Source organism: Streptomyces sp. NPDC101165 (genome assembly GCF_044768135.1).
In the GTDB taxonomy this organism is placed as follows: domain Bacteria; phylum Actinomycetota; class Actinomycetes; order Streptomycetales; family Streptomycetaceae; genus Streptomyces.
The window spans coordinates 144,790-169,945 of sequence record NZ_JBIWPG010000020.1; the positions used below are offsets into that span (position 1 = coordinate 144,790).

21 protein-coding genes and 1 pseudogene are annotated in these 25,156 nt (G+C 69.5%); 18 read left to right on the forward strand and 4 right to left on the reverse strand.

The features are described 5' to 3' along the window. Positions 1–118: 118 nt before the first annotated feature. Positions 119–625, reverse strand: a complete 507-nt coding sequence (locus ACIRVH_RS35335) for a GNAT family N-acetyltransferase (protein WP_403962134.1) — start codon at positions 623–625, stop codon at positions 119–121. A gap of 48 nt (positions 626–673) precedes the next feature. Between ACIRVH_RS35335 and ACIRVH_RS35340 the strand changes: the two genes are divergently transcribed. Continuing rightward, a complete protein-coding gene (locus ACIRVH_RS35340; protein WP_403962137.1) occupies positions 674–2,008 on the forward strand; it encodes a geranylgeranyl reductase family protein in 1,335 nt (444 codons plus the stop codon). On the opposite strand, the gene def is transcribed toward ACIRVH_RS35340, so the two are convergent. Continuing rightward, entirely contained in the window at positions 2,009–2,632 is a 624-nt protein-coding gene (gene def, locus ACIRVH_RS35345; RefSeq protein WP_403962140.1) for a peptide deformylase, read from the reverse strand. Positions 2,633–3,765: 1,133 nt separating this feature from the next. Here def and ACIRVH_RS35350 point away from each other — a divergent pair. Together ACIRVH_RS35350 and ACIRVH_RS35355 are read left to right on the forward strand one after the other, a co-directional pair. Then, positions 3,766–4,143 (forward strand): annotated as a pseudogene (locus tag ACIRVH_RS35350) (FAD-dependent oxidoreductase); the annotation flags it as partial. A gap of 229 nt (positions 4,144–4,372) precedes the next feature. Next, positions 4,373–4,609, forward strand: a complete 237-nt coding sequence (locus ACIRVH_RS35355; protein WP_403962143.1) for a hypothetical protein — start codon at positions 4,373–4,375, stop codon at positions 4,607–4,609. Between the two features lie 116 nt (positions 4,610–4,725). Here ACIRVH_RS35355 and ACIRVH_RS35360 read toward each other — a convergent pair whose 3' ends face one another. Beyond that, positions 4,726–5,544 carry a C40 family peptidase gene (locus ACIRVH_RS35360; protein WP_403962145.1) on the reverse strand — a complete coding sequence of 273 codons (819 nt, stop codon included), beginning with the start codon at positions 5,542–5,544 and terminating at the stop codon, positions 4,726–4,728. Positions 5,545–6,289: 745 nt separating this feature from the next. Here ACIRVH_RS35360 and ACIRVH_RS35365 point away from each other — a divergent pair. Genes ACIRVH_RS35365 through nuoN form a run of 14 tightly spaced genes read left to right on the forward strand, consistent with a single transcriptional unit; the run spans position 6,290 to position 22,180 of the window. After that, positions 6,290–6,649: an NADH-quinone oxidoreductase subunit A gene (locus ACIRVH_RS35365; RefSeq protein ID WP_003992243.1), complete on the forward strand. Its 360-nt coding sequence runs from the start codon at positions 6,290–6,292 to the stop codon at positions 6,647–6,649. A 15-nt stretch (positions 6,650–6,664) separates the two neighbouring features. Then, positions 6,665–7,219 (forward strand): NADH-quinone oxidoreductase subunit B family protein, encoded by a 555-nt coding sequence (locus ACIRVH_RS35370; protein WP_023547484.1) that lies wholly within the window; start codon positions 6,665–6,667, stop codon positions 7,217–7,219. Continuing rightward, positions 7,216–7,968 carry an NADH-quinone oxidoreductase subunit C gene (locus ACIRVH_RS35375; protein ID WP_403962148.1) on the forward strand — a complete coding sequence of 251 codons (753 nt, stop codon included), beginning with the start codon at positions 7,216–7,218 and terminating at the stop codon, positions 7,966–7,968. Before ACIRVH_RS35370 ends, ACIRVH_RS35375 begins: the two co-directional genes overlap by 4 nt. Then, positions 7,965–9,305, forward strand: a complete 1,341-nt coding sequence (locus ACIRVH_RS35380; RefSeq protein WP_403962151.1) for an NADH-quinone oxidoreductase subunit D — start codon at positions 7,965–7,967, stop codon at positions 9,303–9,305. The genes ACIRVH_RS35375 and ACIRVH_RS35380 overlap by 4 nt, the downstream gene beginning before the upstream one ends. Then, positions 9,302–10,084: an NADH-quinone oxidoreductase subunit NuoE gene (gene nuoE / locus ACIRVH_RS35385; RefSeq protein ID WP_403962154.1), complete on the forward strand. Its 783-nt coding sequence runs from the start codon at positions 9,302–9,304 to the stop codon at positions 10,082–10,084. Before ACIRVH_RS35380 ends, nuoE begins: the two co-directional genes overlap by 4 nt. Continuing rightward, complete coding sequence (gene nuoF, locus ACIRVH_RS35390) at positions 10,084–11,427, forward strand: NADH-quinone oxidoreductase subunit NuoF (protein ID WP_403962157.1); 1,344 nt, start codon at positions 10,084–10,086, stop codon at positions 11,425–11,427. The genes nuoE and nuoF overlap by 1 nt, the downstream gene beginning before the upstream one ends. Continuing rightward, a complete protein-coding gene (locus tag ACIRVH_RS35395) occupies positions 11,424–13,928 on the forward strand; it encodes an NADH-quinone oxidoreductase subunit G (RefSeq protein ID WP_403962161.1) in 2,505 nt (834 codons plus the stop codon). Before nuoF ends, ACIRVH_RS35395 begins: the two co-directional genes overlap by 4 nt. After that, positions 13,925–15,289, forward strand: a complete 1,365-nt coding sequence (nuoH, locus tag ACIRVH_RS35400; protein WP_403962164.1) for an NADH-quinone oxidoreductase subunit NuoH — start codon at positions 13,925–13,927, stop codon at positions 15,287–15,289. The genes ACIRVH_RS35395 and nuoH overlap by 4 nt, the downstream gene beginning before the upstream one ends. Further along, positions 15,282–15,911: an NADH-quinone oxidoreductase subunit NuoI gene (nuoI, locus tag ACIRVH_RS35405; RefSeq protein ID WP_403962167.1), complete on the forward strand. Its 630-nt coding sequence runs from the start codon at positions 15,282–15,284 to the stop codon at positions 15,909–15,911. The genes nuoH and nuoI overlap by 8 nt, the downstream gene beginning before the upstream one ends. Next, positions 15,908–16,750, forward strand: coding sequence for an NADH-quinone oxidoreductase subunit J (locus tag ACIRVH_RS35410; RefSeq protein ID WP_403962169.1), 843 nt, complete (start codon positions 15,908–15,910; stop codon positions 16,748–16,750). Before nuoI ends, ACIRVH_RS35410 begins: the two co-directional genes overlap by 4 nt. Then, on the forward strand, positions 16,747–17,046 hold the full coding sequence (gene nuoK / locus ACIRVH_RS35415) for an NADH-quinone oxidoreductase subunit NuoK (RefSeq protein ID WP_073901863.1): 300 nt from the start codon (positions 16,747–16,749) through the stop codon (positions 17,044–17,046). Before ACIRVH_RS35410 ends, nuoK begins: the two co-directional genes overlap by 4 nt. A gap of 15 nt (positions 17,047–17,061) precedes the next feature. Further along, the gene (nuoL, locus tag ACIRVH_RS35420; RefSeq protein ID WP_403962172.1) at positions 17,062–18,957 is read left to right on the forward strand and encodes an NADH-quinone oxidoreductase subunit L; all 1,896 of its coding nucleotides are present in this window, start codon (positions 17,062–17,064) and stop codon (positions 18,955–18,957) included. Positions 18,958–18,962: 5 nt separating this feature from the next. Continuing rightward, a complete protein-coding gene (locus tag ACIRVH_RS35425; RefSeq protein ID WP_403962175.1) occupies positions 18,963–20,534 on the forward strand; it encodes an NADH-quinone oxidoreductase subunit M in 1,572 nt (523 codons plus the stop codon). After that, positions 20,531–22,180, forward strand: coding sequence for an NADH-quinone oxidoreductase subunit NuoN (nuoN, locus tag ACIRVH_RS35430; RefSeq protein ID WP_403962178.1), 1,650 nt, complete (start codon positions 20,531–20,533; stop codon positions 22,178–22,180). Before ACIRVH_RS35425 ends, nuoN begins: the two co-directional genes overlap by 4 nt. Positions 22,181–22,241: 61 nt before the next feature. Here nuoN and ACIRVH_RS35435 read toward each other — a convergent pair whose 3' ends face one another. After that, complete coding sequence (locus ACIRVH_RS35435) at positions 22,242–22,787, reverse strand: hypothetical protein (RefSeq protein WP_403962181.1); 546 nt, start codon at positions 22,785–22,787, stop codon at positions 22,242–22,244. Between the two features lie 316 nt (positions 22,788–23,103). Between ACIRVH_RS35435 and recQ the strand changes: the two genes are divergently transcribed. After that, positions 23,104–25,143 carry a DNA helicase RecQ gene (gene recQ / locus ACIRVH_RS35440; RefSeq protein ID WP_403962253.1) on the forward strand — a complete coding sequence of 680 codons (2,040 nt, stop codon included), beginning with the start codon at positions 23,104–23,106 and terminating at the stop codon, positions 25,141–25,143. Positions 25,144–25,156: the final 13 nt, after the last annotated feature.

Sequence of the window (25,156 nt, forward strand, 5' to 3'; positions counted from 1 at the left end):
TCGGGTGTTTTGGGTGTTATACGCACAGATGTCACCCCCAGCGGTACTGGAAGGGTAACCCGGGTGCGTGCCGCCCGGAAGCGTCATGTGGCTTTCTGTAACACTTGGTTACTCTGGGTCACAGATCAAGTCGGTAGCAGTGCCCCTCGCGTTCCGAGGACGGGGTCACGAAGGTCTCCGCGAGCCGCATGCCGAGGCGCCGGGTGACCGCGATGGAGCGCTCGTTGCGTGCGTCGACCATCGCCACCACGTGCGGCACCTCCAGGGCCCGCAGTCGCTCCAGGGTCGCCTCGGCGGCCGCCGAGGCGTATCCCCGGCCCCAGTGCGCCCGGCCGAGCCGCCAGCCGATCTCGATCTCGCCCGACGGCCCCCACTCGTGCGGCCACGGCTGGGCGCCGGTGAAGCCGACGACGTCACCGGAGTCGTCCAGCACCGACCACAGACAGAATCCCCGCTCCGCGTCGTGCCGGCGCTGGCGCGCGGTCAGCTCCTCGTAGACCGAGAGTTCGGCGGAACTGCCGCCGTGGAACTCCATGACCTCGGGGTCGTCGAAGGCCCGGTGCCAGGCGAACGCGTCCTCGTCGGTGGGCACTCGCAGCTGTACTGCGGGGAGAGCTCGGTTCACGGGGGTAGCCCTTCAGCCGGGTGATCAATTCTGCTGAATAGACTGCCCATGTCCAGTGCCGGTCGGCACGCAGATTTTGAACCTTGGGGAGATCCCGCCGTGACCGAGCCCCTCTCCGACAACACCGCCGATGTGATCGTCGTGGGCGCGGGGCCAGCCGGCTCCACCACCGCGTACCACCTCGCCAAGGCCGGACTCGACGTTCTCCTGCTGGAGAAGACCGAGTTCCCCCGGGAGAAGGTCTGCGGCGACGGCCTCACCCCGCGCGCGGTCAAGCAGCTCGTGGCCATGGGCATCGACATCTCCGAAGAGGCCGGCTGGCTGCGCAACAAGGGCCTGCGCATCATCGGCGGCGGCTCGCGACTCCAGCTGGACTGGCCGGATCTCGCCGCCTACCCGAACTACGGTCTCGTCCGCAAGCGCGACGACTTCGACGAGCAACTCGCCCGCCAGGCCCAGAAGGCGGGAGCGCGGCTCTTCGAGCTGTGCAACGTCAGCGGTCCGGTCATCGACGACCGCACGGGCCGGATCACCGGCGTGACCGCCAAGCTCGGCGAGGAGAAGCGCGAGGTCACCTTCCGCGCGCCGCTCGTCGTCGCCGCCGACGGCAACTCCACCCGCCTGTCCCTGGCGATGGGCCTGCACCGCCGCGAGGACCGCCCGATGGGCGTCGCGGTGCGCACGTACTTCACCTCGCCGCGCCACGAGGACGACTACCTGGAGTCCTGGCTGGAACTCTGGGACCGCCGCGGCTCCCAGGACCGTCTGCTGCCCGGCTACGGCTGGATCTTCGGCATGGGCGACGGCACCTCCAACGTGGGCCTCGGCGTGCTCAACACCTCCGCCTCCTTCAAGGAACTGGACTGGCGGGAGGTCCTCAAGGCCTGGTGCGCGTCCATGCCGGAGGAGTGGGGCTACACCCCCGAGAACATGACCGGCCCCATCCGCGGCGCCGCCCTCCCCATGGCCTTCAACCGCCAGCCGCACTACACCAAGGGCCTGCTGCTCGTCGGCGACGCCGGTGGCCTGGTGAACCCCTTCAACGGCGAGGGCATCGCCTACGCCATGGAGTCCGGCCAGATCGCCGCCGACGTCATCGTCCAGGCCCACGCGCGGGCCACGCCCGCCCAGCGCGAGATCGCCCTGCAGCGCTACCCGCGCGTCCTCAAGGACACCTACGGCGGCTACTACACGCTCGGCCGCGCCTTCGTGAAGCTCATCGGCAACCCGAAGGTCATGCAGATCGCCGCCCAGCGCGGTCTCACCCACCCGCAGCTGATGAAGTTCACCCTGAAGCTCCTCGCGAACCTCACCGACCCGACGGGCGGCGACGCGATGGACCGCATCATCAACGGTCTGAGCAAGGTGGCCCCGAAGGCGTGATCAGGCGCTGAGAGCCGCCGCGTTGGCGGTCCGGCGGGCGTACACCTCGTCCCGCCGGTCCGTCATCTGCCGCAGCGCGTCCCTTTTCTCCCGCTTGGAGAGCCGATCCAGGTAGATGTACCCGGTGGTGTGGTCGGTCTCGTGGGCGAGACAGCGCGCGAAGTACCCCGTGCCCTCGATGACCACGGCCCTGCCGTCCTTGTCCTGCCCGCGCACGACGGCCCGATCCGGTCGCGGTACGGCCATGACGGCTCCCGGCACCGACAGGCACCCCTCGCCCTCGTCCAGCAGCCGTCGGCCGCTCAGGGGAGTCTTGAGCACGGGATTGACAATGTGTCCGACATGCCGGATTCCATCGTCATCGGGGCAGTCGTACACGAACAGGCGCAGATCGATCCCGACCTGATTCGCGGCCAGTCCCGCCCCCTCGGCGACATACATGGTGAGGAACATGTCGTCGATGAGCGCGGCGAGGTCGGGCCCGAACTCCGTGACGTCCCGGCAGGGCTTGTGCAGGACCTCCTCCCCGACCTCGGTGATGCGGCGCACCGCACCGCGTCCGGCCTCGGGGGCGTGACGCGGGTAGTGGTCGGCGGGGCTGCCCTGGACGAACACACGTGGCATCGCTGTGTCTCCCTGTGTTTGCGAGGATGCTGTGGGTGACAGGGCAGCGGGCTTCCGGCCTCCGGCGCCCCTCCCTACCCTCCGGGACTCATGACAACAGAACACGCGCAGCAGTCACAGGGGCTCGCCGGACACGTCGGCCCCTCCCGGAGACGCTTCCTGACGGCGGCCGGGGGAGCGGTCGCCGGGGGCGTGGCCGGTGCCGCCGCCTTGGGGACGGCCTCGACGGCGGCCGCGGCGACCCCGGCCGCCGGCAAGCGGGTCGCCGTCCTCGGCGGCGGAGTATCCGGCCTCAGCGCCGCCCACGAACTCGCCGAGCGCGGCTACGACCGTCACCGTCTACGAGCACGGGGACCACCTCGGCGGCAAGGCCCGCTCGATGGACGTCCCCGCCACGGGCACCGGCGGCCGCAGACCGCTCCCGGGCGAACACGGCTTCCGCTTCTTCCCCGGTTTCTACCGGAACCTGCCGGACACGATGCGCCGCATCCCCGTCCCCGGCAACGCGAACGGCGTCCACGACAACCTCCGCAGCGGCACCGAGGCCCTGTTCGCCCGTGGCTCCGGCCGCCCGGACCCGCACTTCCCGCTGCGACGGGTCACCACCCCGCCCGCACCCGGGGACATCACCCCGTCCTGGCTCCGCGACCAGATCCTGTCCGTCCTGGATCTCGGCAGCCGCCTGCCCGCCCACGAGGCCGCCCACTTCGCCGACCGCCTCCTGGTCCATCTCACCAGCTGCGACGCCCGCCGCGAGGACCAGTGGGAGAAGACGGCGTGGTGGGACTTCATCCGGGCCGGCGAGATGAGCAGGGAGTACCAGGTTCTCCTCGGTATCGGCCAGACCCGCAACCTGGTGGCCACCCGCGCCGAGATCGCCTCCACCCTCCCCCAAGCTCTCGGCTTCGCTCGAGCAGGGAGGTGCCCCCATCGTCGGCCGCGTCATCATCGAGGCCCTGCTCCTGTGGGGCCTGCTCGGCCGCGGCACGGACGGCGACGCCGACATCGACCGTGTCCTCAACGCCCCCACCGGCGAGGCGTGGATCGACCCCTGGGAGACGCAGCTGCGCTCCTTCGGCGTCGAGTTCGTGCTCGGGACCCAGGTGCGGGAGGTGGTGTACGAGGGCGGTCGGGTGAGCGGCATCCGCGTCTCGGCCCGGGACGGCGGCCAGGAGCGCACGGTCACCGCCGACCACTACGTCTCCGCACTGCCCGTCGAACACGCCCGCGCGACCTGGGGCCGGGCCCTGCGCGCCGCCGACCCCCGGCTCGGTCGCTGCGACGCGCTGAAGACCGACTGGATGACCGGCGTCCAGTTCTCTCTGCGCACGCCCACACCCGTGGTCCACGGGCACATCAACTGCCTCGACTCGCCCTGGGCGGTGACGGGCATCGGCCAGGCCCAGTTCTGGGACGTACGGGATTTTGCGCGCGACTACGGGGACGGACAGGCCCACGACTGCCTGTCCGCGATCATCTCCGAATGGGACAAGCCCGGCATCCTGTATGGCAAGACGGCCCGCGCCTGCACCAAGGAGGAGATCGTCGCCGAACTCTGGGCCCAGCTGAAGGACGGGGTCAACGACTCCGGCAAGACGACGCTCAGGGACGAGGACCGGCTCGGCTGGTTCATGGACCCCGCGGTGACCGGCCTGGGCGGCCCGGGACCCGCAGAACCGGGAACAGCTCCTCATTCACCCCACGGGGACGCTCTACAACCGTCCGTCGGCGAAGACGGCGGTGCCCAACTTCTTCCTCGCCGGCGACTACGTCCGCACGGATGTGGATCTGGCGACGATGGAGGGCGCCAACGAGTCCGCGCGCCGGGCCGTCAACGCCCTCCTGGACGCAGACAATTCGGACACCGAGCGCTGCCGGATCTGGGAGCTGTTCCGCCCGCCCGAGATGGAAGCCCTCAAACGCGTCGACGAGCTGCCCTACCGGCTCGGTCTACCCAACACCTTCGACCTGGGATGAGCCCAATGGGGCGAATATGCCCGGATCGCCCTGGAGATGAGGGGACGGGATGAGCCCGAAGGGCCGCTGCCCCCGAGCGGCTGCGGCCCTACGCGCGTGAATGGTGTGCCGAGTGCTCAGAGCACCCGCACGGCGCCGGTCGGCGGGTCGTACGACAGCGGCTTCTCCACGATGCCGGTGGAGGGGTTCTGCGCACCGACGAACATGCCGTCACCGGCGTAGATCGCCACATGGTACGCGCTGCCCGCGCCGCCCCAGTAGAGGATGTCGCCCGGCTGCAGGTTGCTCAGCGAGACAGGGGTGCCCTGGGTCGACTGGTCCTGGGAGACGCGCGGCAGGCTGATGCCGACCTGCTTGAAGGCGGCCTGCACGAGGCTGGAGCAGTCCCACGCGTTGGGGCCGGAGGCGCCCAGAACGTAGCTCTTGCCGATCTGCGCCTTGGCGAAGGCGAGGACCGCCGCGGCCGAACCGGTGGCCGTGGACGTGCTGGTGGAGGTGCTCGAGCCGGTGCCCGCCGTGGTGGAGAGCGTCGTCCGCTCCGCGCTGCGCGAGGCGCGCGCGGCAGCGGCCTTGCGGGCGGCCTCCTGAGCCTTCTTCTTGGCCTCCGCCGCCTTCTGCTTCGCGTCCGCGAGGTCCGTCTTGGCCTGCTTCGCGGCGTTTGCGGCGGCCTGATCGCGCTCGGCCTGCAGCTGGTAGTTCGCGGCGGCCTGCTGCGTGGCGTCCGCGGACTGGGCGACCTGAGCGGCCAGGTCGGCCGTCAGGGTGGGCAGTTCGAGGGTCTGCGTCACCGGCTCGGCAGCGTTCGCCGAACCGGACGCCCCGGCGACTGCCAGGGTGCTGAGGACGCCACCGGCAACTCCGGCCCGCACGGCGATGGTCGACGCGCTGCTGCGGCGGGGCTTCCGGTGGCTGCGTATGTGAGCGGTGTGGGACATGGGAATAACCGGTACCAGGGGCTCCTTCATATCTTCAAGAAACGTGTGCTGCGCCACAGTTGTTCAATCGAGACCTCGAAGCCCGGGCGTGTCGCTCTTTATTGACGCCGTAACGGACATTGCGGACGACCGTGATCAAGCCCTTGATCACGGTCTTTGATCATTACGTCCGAATTGCCCCGCACCTACCACTGGTTCGGGTGGATGGCCAAGCCCGGTTCTCAGGCCGCTCTCATGAATGTGGCGGAGGTCACGGAACGGTTACCCGAGGGGTGGCGTCACGCGCGGGCAGGAGCTCGTGAACGTGTGCACGCATTCGCCGCGCGTCCACATCCCGCCTCGAAGCTCCCCCCGATGTGTGAACGCGGTCCTCTATCAGGGCGCCGGGTTCAGCACCAATTTGCATGCAGCGGAACTCTCTTGATATGGAGACGACCCCTCCGGCCTGCGACGACGAGCGAGAATGTCACTTCTGGTGATCACCTGAACGCTTCGCGTACGAAGATCACCCATCATCCGACTTCATGATCCTTCGTCAGGTGGTGGAGATCACAAAGCTTGTGTAATACCCCGTGTCGCAGATCACAGAGTGGCGGGCATAAGATGCGAGGCAGTTGGGCTTGTGACCTGCTTCACATGTTCTCGATCTTCGCCCGCGACGAGCGGGGCTCGTGGGACCGGTGAGGCGGGTGTGAGCCCAGTGCAACCGCCACCAGTCAGTGCCGACTGAGAGGAGCGAGGAGCGGTGAACGCGTATGCGCCCATCCTCGTACTGGGAGCCCTCGGGGCAGGCTTTGCGATCTTCTCCGTGGTCATGGCCACGCTGATCGGTCCGAAGCGGTACAACCGCGCCAAGCTCGAGGCCTACGAGTGCGGTATCGAGCCGACCCCCACGCCGGCCGGCGGCGGGCGCTTCCCCATCAAGTACTACCTGACGGCGATGCTCTTCATCGTCTTCGACATCGAGATCGTCTTCCTCTACCCCTGGGCCGTCACCTTCGACGCCCTGGGGATCTTCGGGCTCGTGGAGATGCTGCTCTTCGTGCTCACCGTCTTCGTCGCGTACGCGTACGTATGGCGGCGCGGCGGCCTGGAATGGGACTGAGGGGCCTTTAGAGACATGGGACTCGAAGAAAAGCTGCCGAGCGGCTTCCTGCTGACCACCGTCGAGCAGGCCGCGGGCTGGGTGCGCAAGGCGTCCGTCTTCCCGGCCACCTTCGGCCTGGCGTGCTGCGCCATCGAGATGATGACCACCGGCGCCGGCCGCTACGACCTCGCGCGCTTCGGCATGGAGGTCTTCCGCGGCTCGCCGCGCCAGGCGGACCTGATGATCGTCGCCGGCCGGGTCAGCCAGAAGATGGCGCCGGTGCTCAGGCAGGTCTACGACCAGATGCCCAACCCCAAGTGGGTGATCTCCATGGGCGTCTGCGCCTCCTCGGGCGGCATGTTCAACAACTACGCGATCGTCCAGGGCGTCGACCACATCGTCCCCGTCGACATCTACCTCCCCGGCTGTCCGCCGCGGCCCGAGATGCTGATGGACGCGATCCTCAAGCTCCACCACAAGATCCAGACCTCCAAGCTCGGCGTGAACGCCGAGGAGGCGGCCCGGGAGGCGGAGGAGGCGGCGCTCAAGGCCCTGCCCACGATCGAGATGAAGGGGCTGCTGCGGTGAGCGACGCGAACGGCACCAACGGCGCGAACGGGGTGAACCCCGAGAAGGACCTCGCCGCCTCCAACCTCCCCGGCCAGCGCGGCCAGGGCGGCGAGGAGATCCGTGTCCAGCGCGGCATGTTCGGCGCCGCCAACGGCGGCGACACCTCCGGCTACGGGGGCCTGGTCCGCTCGATCCGACTCCCGGGACCGGCGAACCGGCCCTACGGCGGCTGGTTCGACGAGGTCGCCGACGAGCTGGAGGGCGCCCTGGAGGAGCAGGGACTCCTCCCGGAGAACGCCATCGAGAAGACGGTCGTCGACCGGGGCGAGCTCACCTTCCACATCGAACGCGAGCACCTGGTCCGCGTCGCCCGCACCCTGCGCGACGACCCGGCCCTGCGCTTCGAGCTGTGCACGGGCGTCAGCGGCGTCCACTACCCGAGCGACAAGGGACGCGAGCTGCACGCCGTGTACCACCTGCGCTCGATCACCCACAACCGGCTCGTCCGCCTCGAGGTCAGCGCCCCCGACAGCGACCGGCACATCCCGTCCCTGGTCCCCGTCTATCCGACCAACGACTGGCACGAGCGCGAGACCTACGACTTCTTCGGAATCGTCTTCGACGGTCACCCGGCCCTGACGCGGATCATGATGCCGGACGACTGGCAGGGCCATCCGCAGCGCAAGGACTACCCCCTCGGCGGCATCCCCGTCGAGTACAAGGGCGCCCAGATCCCGGCTCCGGACCAGCGGAGGTCGTACTCGTGAGCACGCAGTCAGCATCCGCGGCCTCCGCCGCCTCGGCGCGCGAGACCACCGAGGGCACCGTATATACGGTCACCGGCGGCGACTGGGACGAGGTCGTCCAGTCCGCGGCCCGCGCCGACGACGAGCGCATTGTCGTCAACATGGGTCCCCAGCACCCGTCCACCCATGGAGTGCTCCGTCTGATCCTGGAGATCGAGGGCGAGACGGTCACCGAGGCCCGCTGCGGCATCGGCTACCTCCACACGGGCATCGAGAAGAACCTCGAGTACCGGACGTGGACGCAGGGCACCACGTTCGTGACGCGCATGGACTACCTGACGTCCTTCTTCAACGAGACCGCCTACTGCCTCGCCGTCGAGAAGCTCCTCGGCATCGAGGACCAGATCACCGAGCGCGCCAAGATCATCCGGGTGCTCCTGATGGAGCTGAACCGGATGTCCTCCCACCTGGTGTGCATCGCCACCGGCGGCATGGAGCTGGGCGCCACCACGATCATGATCTACGGATTCCGTGATCGTGAAATGATTCTCGACATCTACGAGCTCATCACGGGCCTGCGCATGAACCACGCGTACATCAGGCCCGGCGGACTCGCGCAGGACCTGCCGCCCGGCGCGGTGGACCAGATCCGCGAGTTCGTGAAGAAGATGAAGAAGAACCTCCCGGAGTACGACAAGCTCGCCACCGGGAACCCCATCTTCAAGGCCCGTATGCAGGACATCGGCTACCTCGACCTGGCCGGCTGCATGGCCCTCGGCGCCACCGGCCCGATCCTGCGCTCCGCCGGCCTGCCGCACGACCTGCGCAAGGCCCAGCCGTACTGCGACTACGAGACGTACGACTTCGACGTCCCGACCGCCGACAGCTGCGACGCCTACGGCCGCTTCCTGGTCCGCCTGGAGGAGATGCGCCAGTCGCTCAGGGTCGTCGAGCAGTGCCTGGACCGGCTCCAGCCCGGCCCGGTCATGGTCGCCGACAAGAAGATCGCCTGGCCCGCCCAGCTCGCCCTGGGACCGGACGGACTCGGCAACTCCCTCGACCACATCAAGAAGATCATGGGCACCTCCATGGAGGCCCTGATCCACCACTTCAAGCTGGTCACCGAGGGCTTCCGAGTCCCGCCCGGACAGGCGTACGTGGCCGTCGAGTCGCCCAAGGGCGAACTCGGGGTGCACGCCGTCTCCGACGGCGGCACCCGCCCCTACCGGGTCCACTTCCGCGACCCGTCCTTCACCAACCTGCAGGCCATGGCGGCGATGTGCGAGGGCGGCCAGGTCGCCGACGTCATCGTCGCCGTGGCGTCCATCGACCCCGTGATGGGAGGCGTCGACCGGTGACCACCAGTTCCTCGGAGCGGGGCGTCAGCCTGGGCATGCCCGAACTGCCCGCACCCGCGTACCCGGACGACGTACGGGCCCGGCTGGAGGCGGACGCGCGCGAGCTGATCGCGCGCTACCCCGACTCCAGGTCCGCCCTGCTGCCGCTGCTCCACCTCGTGCAGTCGGAGGAAGGGCATGTCACGCGCACCGGAATGCAGTTCTGCGCGGACGTGCTGGACCTGACCACGGCCGAGGTCACCGCCGTCGCCACCTTCTACACCATGTACCGGCGCAGGCCGTCCGGTGACTACCAGGTGGGCGTCTGCACCAACACGCTCTGCGCGGTGATGGGCGGCGACGCGATCTTCGAAGGTCTCCAGGAGCACCTGGGCGTCGGCAACGGCGAGACCACCGACGACGGCAAGGTCACCCTGGAGCACATCGAGTGCAACGCGGCCTGCGACTTCGCGCCGGTCGTGATGGTCAACTGGGAGTTCTTCGACAACCAGACCCCGGGCAGCGCCAAGCGTCTGGTCGACGACCTGCGTGCCGGACGGCCCGTACAGCCCACGCGCGGGGCGCGGCTGTGCACCTTCAAGGAGACCGCGCGGATCCTGGCCGGCTTCCCCGACGAGCGGCCAGGGGCCGTCGAGGAGGGCGGCAGTGCGGGACCCGCTTCGCTGGTGGGCCTTCGCCTGGCAAGGGGAGAGGCCGCACCCGCGCGCGTGGTCCATCCGCGCGGCCAGGAACCACAGGACGCTCCGTCCGCGGGCCGGGCCGAGGAGGAGGGGGAGTGATGACCGTGACCGAACTCAAGGACACCAGCCCCGAGAAGCTGCTCGCACCCGTGCTGTCGGCCTTCTGGGACGAGGACCGGTCCTGGTCTCTGGACGTCTACCGGAGGCACGAGGGGTACGAGGGGCTCCGCAAGGCGCTCGCCATGTCGCCGGACGACCTGATCGCGTACGTCAAGGATTCAGGTCTGCGCGGGCGCGGCGGCGCGGGATTCCCGACCGGAATGAAGTGGCAGTTCATTCCCCAGGGTGATGGGAAACCGCACTATCTAGTTGTCAACGCCGACGAGTCGGAGCCCGGGACCTGCAAGGACATCCCGCTCCTCTTCGCGAACCCGCACAGCCTCATCGAGGGCATTGTGATCGCGTGCTATGCCATCAGGTCGTCGCATGCCTTCATCTATCTGCGTGGTGAAGTCGTCCCCGTTCTGCGGCGGTTGCACGAGGCCGTGCGCGAGGCCCACGCGGCGGGCTACCTCGGCGAGAACATCCTGGGCAGCGGACTCGACCTCGAACTCACCGTGCACGCCGGCGCCGGCGCGTACATCTGCGGTGAGGAGACCGCACTGCTCGACTCGCTCGAAGGCCGCCGTGGTCAACCGCGGCTCCGTCCCCCTTTCCCTGCGGTCGAAGGGCTCTATGCCTGCCCGACTGTTGTGAACAACGTCGAGTCGATCGCGTCGGTTCCCGCCATTCTGAAAAACGGCAAGGAATGGTTCAGGTCGATGGGGAGCGAGAAGTCGCCCGGCTTCACGCTCTACTCGCTCAGCGGTCACGTCGCGAGCCCCGGCCAGTACGAGGCGCCGCTCGGCATCACGCTCCGCCAGCTCCTCGACATGAGCGGCGGCATGCGGCCCGGGCATCGCCTCAAGTTCTGGACGCCGGGCGGCTCCTCGACGCCGATGTTCACCGCCGAGCACCTCGACGTCCCGCTCGACTACGAAGGAGTGGGTGCCGCGGGTTCCATGCTCGGCACCAAGGCCCTGCAGTGCTTCGACGAGACGACCTGCGTGGTGCGGGCGGTGACCCGCTGGACCGAGTTCTACGCCCACGAGTCCTGCGGCAAGTGCACACCGTGCCGTGAAGGGACGTACTGGCTCGTGCAGTTGCTGCGGGACATCGAGGCCGGCAAGGGCGTCATGTCCGACCTCGACAAGCTGAACGACATCGCCGACAACATCAACGGCAAGTCCTTCTGCGCCCTCGGCGACGGCGCCGCCTCGCCGATCTTCTCCTCGCTCAAGTACTTCCGCGAGGAGTACGAGCAACACATCACGGGCCGGGGCTGCCCCTTCGACCCGGCAAAGTCGACGGCCTGGGCCGACCGCCCGGAGGTGAACGCATGACCGTGACCACCAGCGCTCCCTCCGGAGGGGGAGAGGCGGCGGTCCCGCCGGAGGACCTCGTCACGCTGACGATCGACGGCGTGGAGATCAGCGTGCCCAAGGGCACCCTGGTCATCCGCGCCGCCGAACAGCTCGGCATCGAGATCCCCCGCTTCTGCGACCACCCCCTCCTGGACCCTGCCGGTGCCTGCCGTCAGTGCATCGTCGAGGTCGAGGGCCAGCGCAAGCCGATGGCGTCCTGCACGATCACGTGCACGGACGGGATGGTGGTGAAGACTCACCTCACGTCCCCGGTCGCCGAGAAGGCGCAGCACGGTGTGATGGAGCTGCTGCTCATCAACCATCCGCTGGACTGCCCGGTCTGCGACAAGGGCGGCGAGTGCCCGCTGCAGAACCAGGCCATGTCGCACGGCAACGCGGAGTCCCGCTTCGAGGGCCGCAAGCGGACGTACGAGAAGCCCGTCCCGATCTCCACACAGGTGCTGCTCGACCGTGAGCGGTGCGTGCTGTGCGCCCGCTGCACCCGCTTCTCCAACCAGGTCGCGGGCGACCCGATGATCGAGCTGCTCGAGCGGGGCGCGCTCCAGCAGGTCGGCACCGGCCAGGGCGACCCGTTCGAGTCGTACTTCTCCGGGAACACCATCCAGATCTGCCCGGTCGGCGCGCTCACCTCCGCGGCCTATCGTTTCCGCTCCCGCCCCTTCGACCTCGTCTCCTCGCCGTCGGTGTGCGAGCACTGCTCCGGCGGCTGCGCGACCCGCACCGACCACCGGCGCGGCAAGGTCATGCGGCGGCTCGCCGCCAACGACCCCGAGGTCAACGAGGAGTGGATCTGCGACAAGGGACGCTTCGCGTTCCGGTACGCGCAGCTCAAGGACCGCCTCGACACCCCGCTCGTACGTAACGCCGAAGGTGTCCTGGAGCCCGCCTCCTGGCCCGAGGCGCTGGAAGCGGCCGCGCGCGGGCTGACCGCCGCCCGCTCCCGGGCCGGTGTCCTCGTCGGCGGCCGCCTGACCGTCGAGGACGCCTACGCGTACAGCAAGTTCGCGCGCGTGGCGCTCGACACGAACGACATCGACTTCCGCGCGCGCGTGCACAGCGGCGAGGAGGCCGACTTCCTGGCGGCCCGGGTGGCCGGCCGCGGCCGTGACCTCGACGGTACGGGCGTCACGTACACCTCCCTGGAGAAGGCGCCCGCCGTCCTGCTCGTCGGTTTCGAATCGGAGGAGGAGGCGCCCGGCGTCTTCCTGCGGCTGCGCAAGGCCTGGCGGGGGCACAAGCAGCGGGTGTTCTCGCTGGCCACACACGCCACCCGCGGCCTGGAGAAGGCGGGCGGCACGCTGCTGCCGGCCGCTCCCGGCACCGAGACCGAGTGGCTGGACGCCCTCGCGAGCGGTGTCGGCCTGGAGGAGCCCGGCGCGAAGGCCGCCGAGGCCCTGCGCGCCGAGGGCGCGGTGATCGTCGTGGGCGAGCGGCTCGCCGCGGTGGCCGGCGCACTCACCGCCGCCGTACGCGCCGCCTCCGCGACCGGCGCACACCTGGTGTGGATCCCACGGCGGGCGGGCGAGCGCGGCGCCGTCGAGGTGGGCGCGCTGCCGTCGCTGCTGCCGGGCGGCCGCCCGGCGACCGACCCGCGCGCGCGGGAGGAGGTCGCCGCCGTCTGGGGGCTCTCCGAACTGCCCCTGCGCTACGGCCGCGACACCCATCAGATCCTCGAGGCCGCCGCCACCGGCGAACTGTCGGCCCTCGTGGTCGCCGGTGTCGAGGCCGCCGACCTGCCCGACCCGGCACGCGCGCGTGAGGCGCTCGACAGCGTCGGCTTCCTGGTGTCGCTGGAGCTGCGGCCCAGCGAGGTCACCGAGCGCGCCGACGTCGTCCTGCCGGTCGGCGCGGTCGCCGAGAAGGCCGGCACGTTCCTCAACTGGGAAGGCAGGGTGCGCTTCTTCGAGGCCGCGCTCAAGCCCGACCAGATGACCCGCCGCCTCGCCCCGACCGACGGGCGCGTGCTGCAGATGCTGGCCGACGCCATGGACGTCCACCTGGGCCTGCCGGACCTGCGCACCGCGCGCGCGGAGATCGACCGGCTCGGCGCCTGGGACGGCCCGCGCGCCTCCGAGCCCATGGAGACCGCGGCCGCGCTGCCCCGCCCCGCCGCGGGTGAGGCCGTACTCGCCGGACACCGGCTGCTGCTCGACCACGGTGTCCTGCAGGAGGGCGACGAGGCGCTCGCCGGCACCCGGCACGCCGCACGCGCGCGCGTGTCGTCGGCGACAGCCGCCGAGGCAGGCGTCAGGGACGGCGATCTCCTCGCCGTCACCGGGTCGGCCGGCACGGTCGAACTCCCCCTCCAGGTCACCGAGATGCCCGACCGGGTGGTCTGGCTCCCGCTGAACTCCGTCGGCCCGGGCGTCGCCTCCGGCACCGGCGCGCAGCCCGGCTCCCTCGTCCGCATCGGCCCGGCGGCACGCGCCGACGCGGCCCCCAAGGAGGTGGAGGCATGAGCCCGTACCTCGCCGCTGAAGACCTCTCGATGTTCGGCCGCGACCCCTGGTGGCTGGTCGTCATCAAGGCGGTGTTCTGCTTCGCCTTCCTGATGGTGACCGTGCTGTTCTCCATCGTCTGGGAGCGCAAGGTCGTCGCCTGGATGCAACTGCGCATCGGCCCGAACCGGCACGGCCCCTGGGGCATGCTCCAGTCGCTCGCCGACGGCATCAAGCTGATGCTCAAGGAAGACATCATCGTCAAGCGCGCGGACAAGGTGGTCTACATCCTCGCGCCGATCGTCGCGGCCATTCCGGCCTTCATGGCGATCGCGGTGATCCCCTTCGGCCCGGCCGACGACGAGATCTCGATCTTCGGGCACCGCACCACGATGCAGCTGACCGACCTGCCGATCGCGATGCTCTACATCCTCGCGGTCGCCTCCGTCGGCATCTACGGCATCGTCCTCGCGGGTTGGAGTTCCGGATCCACCTACCCGCTGCTGGGCGGCCTGCGCTCCTGCGCGCAGATGATCTCCTACGAGATCGCCATGGGCGCCGCGTTCGCCTCCGTGTTCCTCTACTCCGGGTCGATGTCGACGTCGACGATCGTCGAACAGCAGCAGGACCGCTGGTACATCCTGCTGCTGCCGGTCTCCTTCATCCTCTACATCGTCACGATGGTCGGCGAGACCAACCGCGCCCCCTTCGACATGCCGGAGTCCGAGGGCGACCTGGTCGGCGGCTTCAACACCGAGTACTCCTCGATCAAGTTCGCGATGTTCATGCTCGCCGAGTACGTGAACATGGTGACGGTCTCGGCCGTGGCGACCACCCTGTTCCTCGGCGGCTGGCGCGCCCCGTGGCCGATCAGCGGCTTCTGGGAGGGCGCGAACCACGGCTGGTGGCCGCTGCTCTGGTTCGTCATCAAGGTCCAGCTGCTGCTGTTCTTCTTCATCTGGCTGCGCGGCACGCTCCCGCGCGTGCGCTACGACCAGCTGATGAAGCTCGGCTGGAAGGTCCTCATCCCGGTCTCGGTGACCTGGCTGATGCTCGTCGCGACCGTGCGGGCGCTGCGCAACGAGAACTACGACTTCGCCGACATCGCCCTCTACGTCGGCGGCGGGATCCTGGCCCTGCTGCTGATCTCCTTCGTCGCCGACATGTTCCGCGAGAAGGCGAAGACGGCCGAGCAGCCCGCCGCCGAGCAGCCCGGGTTCGACCCGATGGCGGGCGGATTCCCCGTACCGCCGCTGCCCGGACAGGAGCTGCCGCCGGTACCGAGGCGCCGCTCGCGCCAGGACCGGGAGCTGATTGTCAGTGGCGGATCGGACACTGTCAGTGACGGATCTTCGGATGGAAAGGAGGCGTCCGATGGCTGAGGAGCCCAAGGAGACCAAGCCCGGTTTCCAGAACCCCGTGGCCGGCTTCGGCGTGACCTTCAAGGCCATGTTCAAGAAGCGGCTGACGGAGCAGTACCCGGAGCAGCAGAAGACCACGGCTCCGCGGTTCCACGGACGGCACCAGCTCAACCGCCATCCGGACGGCCTGGAGAAGTGCGTCGGCTGCGAGCTGTGCGCCTGGGCCTGCCCCGCCGACGCCATCTACGTGGAGGGCGCCGACAACACCGACGAGGAGCGCTACTCCCCGGGCGAGCGGTACGGCCGCGTCTACCAGATCAACTACGCCCGCTGCATCCTGTGCGGGCTGTGCATCGAGGCGTGCCCCACGCGCGCGCTGACGATGACCAACGAGTTCGAACTGGCCGACTCCAGCCGCGCCAACCTCATCTACACCAAGGAGCAACTGCTCGCCGGTCTCGAAGAGGGCATGGTCGACACGCCCCACGCGATCTTCCCGGGGACCGACGAACAGGACTACTACCGGGGCCTGGTGACGGAGGCCGCGCCGGGGACCGTGCAGCAGGTGGCCGTCTCCAAGGGCGAACAGCCTCAATCGGCAGGCTCTTCGGACGCGGCCGAAAACCAGGAGGTGGACGCATGAGCCCGCAGCTCGCGGCCTACACCACCTCCACCGGTGAGGCCTTCCAGTTCTGGGTCCTCGGCACGATCGCGGTGATCGGCGCCCTGTGCACCGTCTTCATGAAGAAGTCCGTGCACAGCGCGCTCTCCCTCGCCGGGACCATGATCATCCTGGCGATCTTCTACCTCGCCAACGGCGCCTACTTCCTCGGGATCGTGCAGATCGTCGTCTACACCGGCGCGATCATGATGCTGTTCCTCTTCGTGGTGATGCTCGTCGGCGTCACGGCCGCGGACTCGCTGAAGGAGACCATCAAGGGCCAGCGCTGGCTGGCCCTTCTGTGCGGGGTCGGCTTCGGCGTCCTGCTGTTCGCCGGCATCGGCAACGCCTCCCTCAAGGAGTTCAACGGCACCGGCCAGGCGAACGCGCACGGCAACGTGGAGGGCCTCGCCGCCCTCATCTTCACCAAGTACGTCTTCGCCTTCGAAATCACCGGCGCCCTGCTGATCACGGCCGCCGTAGGCGCCATGGTGCTCACCCACCGCGAGCGCACCGAGCGCGCCAAGACCCAGCGCGAGCTGGCCGAGCAGCGCGTCCGCGAGGGCAAGCACCTGCCGCCGCTGCCCGCTCCCGGCGTCTACGCCCGGCACAACGCCGTGGACGTCGCGGGCCTGCTGCCCGACGGCACCCCCTCCGAGCTGACCGTCAGCAAGACGCTGCGCGAGCGCGGCCAGATCCGTGACGTGTCGGCGGAGGCGCTGGGCGACCTGCGGGCCCTGGAGCAGCGCGCCGAGGAACGCCTGGAGCGGACCGAGACCGAGCCGACGACGTTCAAGCGGCCCGAGGAGGCGTCGAAGTGAACCCCGTCAACTACCTCTACCTCGCCGCTCTCCTGTTCACCATCGGCGCTACCGGGGTGCTGATCCGGCGCAACGCGATCGTCGTGTTCATGTGCATCGAGCTGATGCTCAACGCCTGCAACCTCGCGTTCGTCGTCTTCTCCCGGATGCACGGCAACCTCGACGGCCAGATCATCGCCTTCTTCACGATGGTCGTCGCCGCCGCGGAGGTCGTGGTGGGCCTCGCGATCATCGTGTCGCTGTTCCGTACCCGCCACTCGGCCTCGGTCGACGACGCCAGCCTGATGAAGCTGTAAGGGGTCGGAAGAATCGTGGAGAACCTGATCGCGCTGCTCATCGCGGCGCCCCTGCTCGGAGCGGCCGTCCTCCTGGTCGGCGGTCGGCGGCTGGACGCCGTCGGCCACTGGGTCGGCACGCTCCTGTCGGCCGCCTCCTTCGTGTTCGGCCTGATCCTCTTCGCCGACCTGCTCGGCAAGAACGCCGAACACCGCACCCTGACCCAGCACCTGTGGACGTGGATCTCGGTCGGCAGCTTCCAGGCGGACGTCACCTTCCGCCTCGACCAGCTGTCGATGACCTTCGTGCTGCTGATCACCGGCGTCGGCTCGCTGATCCACCTGTACTCGGTCGGGTACATGGAGCACGACGAGCGGCGCCGCCGCTTCTTCGGCTATCTGAACCTGTTCCTCGCGGCGATGCTGCTGCTCGTCCTCGCCGACAACTACCTGCTGCTGTACGTCGGCTGGGAGGGCGTCGGCCTCGCGTCGTACCTGCTGATCGGCTTCTGGCAGCACAAGCCCAGCGCGGCCACGGCGGCGAAGAAGGCCTTCCTGGTCAACCGCGTGGGCGACATGGGCCTGTCGATCGCGATCATGCTGATGTTCACCACCTTCGGCAGCTTCGCCTTCGGCCCGGTCTTCAGCCACGCCGGTGACGCCTCCGAGGGCAGGCTCACCGCGATCGGCCTGATGCTGCTGCTCGCCGCCTGCGGCAAGTCGGCCCAGGTGCCACTGCAGTCCTGGCTCGGGGACGCCATGGAGGGCCCGACCCCGGTGTCGGCCCTGATCCACGCCGCGACGATGGTGACCGCGGGCGTGTACCTGATCGTCCGCTCCGCTGCCATCTTCAACCTGGCTCCGGACGCCCAGCTCGCCGTCACCGTCGTCGGTGCGGTCACGCTCCTCTTCGGTGCGATCGTCGGTTGCGCGAAGGACGACATCAAGAAGGCGCTGGCTGGCTCGACCATGTCGCAGATCGGCTACATGATCCTCGCCGCCGGCCTCGGCCCCATCGGCTATGTCTTCGCGATCATGCACCTGGTGACGCACGGCTTCTTCAAGGCCGGGCTGTTCCTCGGCGCCGGTTCCGTCATGCACGGCATGAACGACGAGGTCGACATGCGCAGGTACGGCGGCCTGCGGAAGTACATGCCGGTCACCTTCGCCACCTTCGGTCTCGGCTACCTCGCCATCATCGGCTTCCCGTTCCTGTCGGGCTTCTTCTCCAAGGACGCGATCATCGAGGCGGCCTTCGCGAAGGGCGGCACCCAGGGCTGGATCCTCGGCGGTGCGACCCTGCTGGGCGCGGCCATCACCGCGTTCTACATGACGCGCGTGATGCTGATGACGTTCTTCGGCGAGAAGCGCTGGCAGCCGGACGAGAACGGCAACGAGCCGCACCCGCACGAGTCGCCCAAGGTCATGACGATCCCGATGGTCCTGCTCGCGTTCGGGTCGGTCTTCGCCGGTGGGCTGTTCAGCATCGGCGACCGCTTCCTGCACTGGCTGGAGCCGGTCACCGGCCACAGCGAGGGCCACTCGCCGGTCAGCGCGGCCACGGTCACCGGCGCGACGATGGTGTGCCTGGTCATCGGCGTCGGCATCGCCTGGGCCCAGTACGGCCGCAAGCCCGTCCCGGCCGTCGCCCCGCGCGGATCGCTGCTCACCCGGGCCGCCCGGCGCGACCTGCTCCAGGACGACTTCAACCACGTCGTCCTGGTGCGCGGCGGCGAGCACCTCACGCGCTCCCTGGTGTACGTCGACCACACCCTGGTCGACGGCGTCGTCAACGGCACGGCGGCCGGCTTCGGCGGCCTGTCGGGCCGGCTCCGGCGGGTCCAGAACGGCTTCGTCCGTTCCTACGCGGTCTCGATGTTCGGCGGTGCGGCACTCCTGGTCGCCGCGACCCTGCTGATGAGGGCGGTCTGATACCGATGTCCTTTCCTCTGCTGACAGCGACGGCGGCGCTCCCGGCCATCGGGGCCGTCGCCACGGCCGCCGTACCGGCCGCACGGCGCACCGCCGCGAAGTGGCTGGCGCTGCTGGTCTCGCTCGCCACGCTCGCCCTGGCGATCACCGTCCTGGTCCGCTTCGACCCGGACGGTGCTCGCTACCAGCTCACCGAATCGCACGCCTGGATCGCGGACTTCGGGGTCCGCTACGAGCTGGGCGTCGACGGCATCGCGGTGGCGCTCCTCGCGCTGACCGCGCTGCTGATCCCGTTCGTGATCCTCGCCGGCTGGCACGACGCCGACCCGCTGGAGACCGGCAGCCGCCGCTGGCGGCCCACCCAGGGCTTCTTCGCGCTGATCCTGGCGGTCGAGGCGATGGTGGTCATCTCCTTCGAGGCCACCGACGTCTTCCTCTTCTACATCTTCTTCGAAGCCATGCTCATCCCGATGTACTTCCTCATCGGCGGCTTCGGGGACCGTGCCCACGAGCACGGCGAGGAGGCGGCCTCCACCCAGCGGTCGTACGCGGCGGTGAAGTTCCTGCTCTACAACCTGGTCGGCGGTCTGATCATGCTGGCCGCGGTGATCGGCCTCTACGTGGTCGCCGGGAACTTCAGCCTCCAGGAGATCGCGCAGGCACGCGCCAACGGCTCGCTGCACATGGCGACGAACACCGAACGCTGGCTGTTCCTCGGCTTCTTCTTCGCCTTCGCGGTGAAGGCGCCGCTGTGGCCGCTGCACACCTGGCTGCCCAACGCCATGCAGGAGGCCACCGCCCCGGTCGCCGTCCTCATCACCGCGGTCGTCGACAAGGTGGGCACCTTCGCGATGCTCCGCTTCTGCCTCCAGCTGTTCCCGGAGGCCAGTAAGTGGGCGACGCCCGTCATCCTCGTACTGGCGCTCATCAGCATCGTCTACGGCGCCCTGCTCGCCGTCGGCCAGAGGGACATCAAGCGCCTGGTCGCCTACGCGTCGATCTCGCACTTCGGCTTCATCATCATGGGCATCTTCGCGATGACCACCCAGGGCCAGTCCGGGGCCACGCTCTACATGGTCAACCACGGCATCTCCACGGCCGCGCTGATGCTGGTCGCCGGCTTCCTGATCTCCCGGCGCGGCTCGCGCCTCATCGCCGACTACGGCGGTGTGCAGAAGGTCGCCCCGATGCTCGCCGGCACCTTCCTGATCGGCGGCCTCGCCACTCTCTCGCTGCCCGGACTCGCACCGTTCGTGAGTGAGTTCCTGGTCCTGGTCGGCACGTTCACGCGCTACCCGGCGATCGGCATCATCGCCACCTTCGGCATCGTGCTGGCCGCGCTCTACACCCTCGTGCTGTACCAGCGCACGATGACGGGCCCGGTCAAGCCCGAGGTCTCGGCGATGCCCGACCTCCGCGCGCGCGAGCTGGTGGTCGTCGCCCCGCTGATCGTGCTGCTGATCTTCCTGGGCGTCTTCCCGAAGCCCGTCACGGACATCGTCAACCCGGCGGTCAAACAGACCATGTCCGACGTACACAAGACCGATCCCAAGCCCTCGGTGGAGGCGGCCAAGTGAGCGCAACAGCCGTCCACAGCCTGTGGACAAACGCGGCCGAGCCGATCGCGAAGATCCCCACGCCGAAGATCGAGTACGGGCAATTGTCGCCGACCTTGATCGTCGTCGGTGCGGCACTGGTCGGCGTGCTGATCGAGGCGTTCGTCCCGCGCAGGTCCCGCTACTACGCGCAGGTGTTCGTGTCCGTCGTGGCCCTCTGTGCCGCGTTCGCCGCGGTGGTCGCCCTGGCGGCCGACGGCTACGGCACCACGAAGGCGCACATCGCGGCCATGGGAGCGATCGCGGTCGACGGGCCGGCCCTGTTCCTGCAGGGCACGATCCTGCTGGCCGGTCTGGTCGCCCTGTTCACCTTCGCCGAACGGCGCCTGGACCCGGTGGCGCACGGCAACCGGGTCGACTCGTTCGCGGCGCAGGCCGCGTCCGTGCCGGGCAGTGACAGCGAGAAGGCCGCGGTGAAGGCCGGGTTCACCACCACCGAGGTCTTCCCGCTGCTGCTCTTCGCGATCGCCGGCATGCTGATCTTCCCCTCGGCCAACGACCTGGTGACGCTGTTCGTGGCCCTGGAGGTCTTCTCCCTGCCGCTGTACCTGCTGTGCGCGCTGGCCCGCCGCAAGCGGCTCATGTCGCAGGAGGCCGCGGTCAAGTACTTCCTGCTCGGCGCGTTCGCCTCGGCGTTCACGCTGTTCGGCATCGCCCTGCTGTACGGCTACGCGGGCTCGCTGTCGTACGCGCGCATCGCGCAGGTCGTCGACGGCACGGTCACCAACGTCGACCCGGCGCTCGCGGGCACCATGGGCAACGACGCCCTGCTGCTGCTCGGCAGCGCCCTGATCGTGATGGGCCTGCTCTTCAAGGTGGGCGCGGTGCCGTTCCACATGTGGACGCCCGATGTCTACCAGGGCGCGCCGACCCCGGTGACCGGCTTCATGGCGGCGGCGACGAAGGTGGCGGCGTTCGGCGCGCTGCTGCGCCTGCTGTACGTCGTCCTGCCCGGCATGCGCTGGGACTGGCGGCCGGTCATGTGGGCGGTGGCGGTCGTCACCATGCTGGGCGGCGCGATCATCGCGATCACGCAGACCGACATCAAGCGGCTGCTGGCGTACTCGTCGATCGCGCACGCAGGATTCATCCTCGCGGGTGTCATCGCGACCTCGAAGGACGGCGTGTCGTCCGTGCTGTTCTACCTGGCCGGGTACTCGTTCGTGACGATCGGTGCCTTCGCGGTGGTCACGCTGGTGCGCGACGCGGGCGGCGAGGCGACGCACCTGTCCAAGTGGGCCGGGCTCGGGCGCCGGTCGCCGTTGGTCGCGGCCGTGTTCGCGGTGTTCCTGCTGGCCTTCGCCGGTATCCCGCTGACCTCCGGTTTCGCCGGGAAGTTCGCCGTCTTCAAGGCGGCGGCGGACGGCGGTGCGGCCCCGCTGGTCGTGATCGGTGTGATCTCCTCGGCGATCGCCGCGTTCTTCTACATCCGGGTGATCGTGCTGATGTTCTTCAGCGAGCCGAGGCCCGAGGGCCCGACCGTGGCCGTGCCGTCGCCGCTGACCATGGCGGCGATCGGGGTGGGCGTGGCGGTCACGGTGGTGCTCGGTGTGGCGCCGCAGTACTTCCTGAACCTGGCGAGCCAGGCGGGAGTGTTCGTGCGCTGAGGTCCGCGCCACGGCTGTGCGGCCCCGGTTCCTCCGAGCGAGGAGCCGGGGCCATCGCCTGTCAGTGGCCCGGCATCTTCGACATGCCCGGCGTCGCCGACGAAGGGCACTTCACGGTCGGGTTCCACTGGGAGAACAGACCGCGGGGGTTCTTCTTGTAGAGCCATACGTGCAGGTCGTAGTGGGTGGGCATGCCCGGGTAGTGGCCGACCATCGGGCCCTGGAAGTCCTGCCCGAACAGGCGGGGCCGCTTCATGTTCTTGCCGGTGACCGGGACCACCCACTCCACACCCACGAGCCGGCGCCCGCCGTTGCCGGTGTCCTCGTACAGCAGGCCGCCCGGCTTCTTCGGGTCGAGGGAGCCGAAGCGGGACTCGTTGAAGTAGTGGAAGCCCATGGCGCCCTCGGCACGGGCCAGACACACGTGCGGCTCGTAGCCGGCGGCGGTCGCGAACGGCGCGTAGCGGTACAGCGCCGTCGCCGTGTACGCCGCGGTCAGCTGCGGGTCGGTGAAGGTGTCCTGGCCGGCGGCGTGGGCGGGCACGGAGGCGGGCACGGCGAGGGCCGAGACGAGGGCGAGGGCGGCTCCGGCGAGGCGAGCGATCATGAGGCGGGGCTCCTAGGGGCAGACGCGGGTGTACCGGGGCGGGAAGCGTGATCCGACGGCGAGCGGGCTTCCCCGGCCCGCTCCAGCAGCCTGTCTCCGGGCGAGGGGAGTGGCCATCCAGAGGCGCCCAATGGGTTGAGCGGTGGCCTTTCGGCAGCAGCCGACGCACCCGTTGGGGTGCAAGATCGGCTGTCCGGAAACAGTCGGTGGGTTGATATGAGAAGTCACTCGCACCTGTGGACAACTTCAGACGCTGTCGGCGCGGGCGCCTATCGTGGACGCAGTGGTCGAGGGACGACGCACGGGGGACAGGACGATGGGCGCGACGGGCGGGATCAGCGAGATGCGAAGGACGACCGAGGGGCCGGGCGCGGACGCGAGCGAGGCGCTGGCCACGCTGCACCGGGTCTTCGGATACGAGGCCTTCCGCGGTGAGCAGGAAGCGATCATCGAGCATGTGGTGGCGGGCGGAGACGCCCTCGTCCTCATGCCGACCGGCGGCGGCAAGTCGCTGTGCTACCAGATCCCGGCCCTGGTCAGACCCGGTACGGGCGTGGTGATCTCGCCGCTGATCGCGCTGATGCAGGACCAGGTGGACGCCCTGCGTGCCCTCGGCGTGCGGGCCGGCTTCATCAACTCCACGCAGGACTTCGACGAGCGGCGCGTGGTCGAGGCGGAGTTCCTCGCCGGCGAGCTGGACCTGCTGTACCTGGCCCCGGAGCGGCTGCGCGTCGAGGCCACGCTCGACCTGCTCTCCCGCGGCAAGATCTCCGTCTTCGCCATCGACGAGGCGCACTGCGTGTCCCAGTGGGGCCACGACTTCCGCCCCGACTACCTGGCCCTCTCCCTGCTCGGCGAGCGCTGGCCGGACGTCCCGCGGATCGCCCTCACGGCCACGGCCACGCGCGCCACCCACCAGGAGATCACCCAGCGGCTGGACATGCCGCGGGCCCGGCACTTCGTCGCCAGCTTCGACCGGCCCAACATCCAGTACCGGATCGTGCCCAAGGCCGACCCCAGGAAGCAGCTGCTCGCCTTCCTGCGGGAGGAGCACGCGGGCGACGCCGGCATCGTGTACTGCCTCTCCCGCAACTCGGTGGAGCGGACGGCCGAGTTCCTGAGCAGCAACGGCATCGAGGCAGTGCCCTATCACGCGGGCCTGGACGCGGGCACGCGCGCGGCCCACCAGTCCCGGTTCCTGCGCGAGGAGGGCCTGGTCGTGGTCGCGACCATCGCCTTCGGCATGGGCATCGACAAGCCGGACGTGCGCTTCGTCGCCCACCTGGACCTGCCCAAGTCGATCGAGGGCTACTACCAGGAGACGGGCCGCGCGGGCCGCGACGGAACGTCCTCCACCGCCTGGATGGCCTACGGCCTCAACGACGTCATCCAGCAGCGCAAGCTGATCCAGTCCGGCGAGGGCGACGAGGCGTTCCGCCGCCGGGCGTCCGCCCACCTCGATGCCATGCTCGCCCTGTGCGAGACCGCCCAGTGCCGGCGCGGGCAGCTGCTGGCCTACTTCGGCCAGGAGCCCTCCGCCACGGGGTGCGGCAACTGCGACACCTGCCTGACCCCGCCGGAGACCTGGGATGGCACGATCGCCGCGCAGAAGGTGCTGTCGGCGGTGGTGCGGCTGCAGCGGGAGCGAGGGCAGAAGTTCGGCGCCGTACAGATCGTCGACATCCTGCTCGGCAAGCGCACCGGCAAGGTGATCCAGTTCGACCACGACCAGCTGTCGGTGTTCGGCATCGGCCAGGACCTCGCCGAGGGCGAGTGGCGGGGTGTCGTCCGGCAGCTGCTGGCGCAGGGGCTGCTCGCTGTCGAGGGCGAGTACGGCACGCTGGTGCTCACGGAGGCGAGCGGTTCGGTGCTGCGGCGGGAGCGGGAGGTGCCGCTGCGCAAGGAGCCGAAGAAACCGGCCACGTCGCGGTCGGGTTCGGGCGCCTCCTCCGGTCGGGGCGACCGCAAGCCCAAGGCCGCCGCGGTCGAGCTGGCCGACTCGCTGCTCCCCGCCTTCGAGGCCCTGCGTGCCTGGCGCGCCGAACAGGCCCGGGAGCAGGGCGTCCCGGCGTACGTCATCTTCCACGACGCCACCCTCCGCGAGATCGTCACCTCCTGGCCCGGCTCGGTGCGGGAGTTGGGCACGGTGAGCGGGGTCGGCGAGAAGAAGCTGGCCACGTACGGGGAAGGGGTGCTCGAGGTGCTGAACTCCCTGGACGCGCCGGGCACGGCCGCCGGTGGCTCCCCCGCGGGCGGTGCCTCCCCTGCGAGCGGCCCTTCGCCCGCGCCCGGCGACTCCCCGGACGACTACTGGCCCGAGCCGGGGGACGAGCCGGAGCCGGACGACTGGATATAGCGCGCCGGAGGCC

Excerpts from the sequence above, each read along its gene's own strand:
- recQ (WP_403962253.1), top strand. The coding sequence starts at position 23,104 with ATGGGCGCGACGGGCGGGATCAGCGAGATGCGAAGGACGACCGAGGGG.
- ACIRVH_RS35340 (WP_403962137.1), top strand. The coding sequence starts at position 674 with ATGTCCAGTGCCGGTCGGCACGCAGATTTTGAACCTTGGGGAGATCCC.
- ACIRVH_RS35395 (WP_403962161.1), top strand. The coding sequence starts at position 11,424 with ATGACCGTGACCACCAGCGCTCCCTCCGGAGGGGGAGAGGCGGCGGTC.
- nuoI (WP_403962167.1), top strand. The coding sequence starts at position 15,282 with ATGGCTGAGGAGCCCAAGGAGACCAAGCCCGGTTTCCAGAACCCCGTG.
- ACIRVH_RS35410 (WP_403962169.1), top strand. The coding sequence starts at position 15,908 with ATGAGCCCGCAGCTCGCGGCCTACACCACCTCCACCGGTGAGGCCTTC.
- def (WP_403962140.1), bottom strand. The coding sequence starts at position 2,632 with ATGCCACGTGTGTTCGTCCAGGGCAGCCCCGCCGACCACTACCCGCGT.
- ACIRVH_RS35370 (WP_023547484.1), top strand. The coding sequence starts at position 6,665 with ATGGGACTCGAAGAAAAGCTGCCGAGCGGCTTCCTGCTGACCACCGTC.
- ACIRVH_RS35435 (WP_403962181.1), bottom strand. The coding sequence starts at position 22,787 with ATGATCGCTCGCCTCGCCGGAGCCGCCCTCGCCCTCGTCTCGGCCCTC.
- nuoF (WP_403962157.1), top strand. The coding sequence starts at position 10,084 with ATGACCGTGACCGAACTCAAGGACACCAGCCCCGAGAAGCTGCTCGCA.
- ACIRVH_RS35425 (WP_403962175.1), top strand. The coding sequence starts at position 18,963 with ATGTCCTTTCCTCTGCTGACAGCGACGGCGGCGCTCCCGGCCATCGGG.
- ACIRVH_RS35360 (WP_403962145.1), bottom strand. The coding sequence starts at position 5,544 with ATGTCCCACACCGCTCACATACGCAGCCACCGGAAGCCCCGCCGCAGC.
- nuoH (WP_403962164.1), top strand. The coding sequence starts at position 13,925 with ATGAGCCCGTACCTCGCCGCTGAAGACCTCTCGATGTTCGGCCGCGAC.